The sequence below is a fragment of the Mycobacterium sp. genome, assembly GCF_008709575.1.
GTDB lineage: Bacteria > Actinomycetota > Actinomycetes > Mycobacteriales > Mycobacteriaceae > Mycobacterium.
Window position 1 is genome coordinate 1 of sequence record NZ_VYIK01000302.1, and the last position, 728, is coordinate 728.

Annotated in this window: 1 protein-coding gene and 1 pseudogene; both read right to left on the reverse strand. The window is 69.2% G+C overall.

The features are described 5' to 3' along the window. Window positions 1-153: 153 nt before the first annotated feature. A complete protein-coding gene (locus F6Q13_RS18590; protein ID WP_293059673.1) occupies window positions 154-561 on the reverse strand; it encodes a type II toxin-antitoxin system VapC family toxin in 408 nt (135 codons plus the stop codon). Further along, window positions 558-728: pseudogene (locus tag F6Q13_RS18595) on the reverse strand (prevent-host-death family protein); the annotation flags it as partial. The pseudogene F6Q13_RS18595 and the gene F6Q13_RS18590, both read right to left, overlap by 4 nt.

Genomic DNA, 728 nt, shown 5'->3' on the forward strand with positions numbered 1-728 from the left:
AGCGTTGCTGCCGAATCCCATCGGCACGAAACGCAGGATGGCGGCGGCGGCTGCCGCGGCAGCATTGAGGATCTCCGTGGCGACCGCGTTCACACTGCGCCTCTCGCGAGCTGTTCTCAACTCGCAGCATGGTTTGATAGCACGGCCGGCCTTTCAGACCCGGATGATCGTGAGACCGGCCGCGCCGTCGAGGGCGGCGAAATCCTCGTCCTGGGTGATGACCGGCAGCGCCCGGGAGGCAGCGATGGCCGCGATCCACAGGTCGTTGATCCGGGCTCGCCGACCGGTTTCGGCCAGGTGGATGCGTAGCCGCGCCCAGGCCTGCGCGGCGTCGGCATCGATGGGCAGCGTCTCCATGTCGGCGATCGACTGCAGGGTCGCCAGGCGTTTCGCCCGAATATCGGTTGTGCCGGCGGCCAATACGCCGACGGTGAGTTCGGCGAGCGTGACCACGGTCGTGGCCACCTCGGCGGGGATCAACGTCTCCTCGAGTCGACGGCCCGCTTCGGTGGCGATGAACACCGATGTGTCGAGCAACCCCGCTGCGGGCGCCTGGCTCACCGGAGCTGTTCAAGCTCGTCGGTGGTGTCACCGGCCAGTGCCGCCAGATCATCGCGCAAACCCGGATCGGCCTGGGCGCGCCGCAGCCGCTGCAGGAACTCGGTTTTGGTCAACCAGCGCCGACCCGACGGCCGAGCCGCGCTGGGCACCGCGGCGGGGCGGCCCCT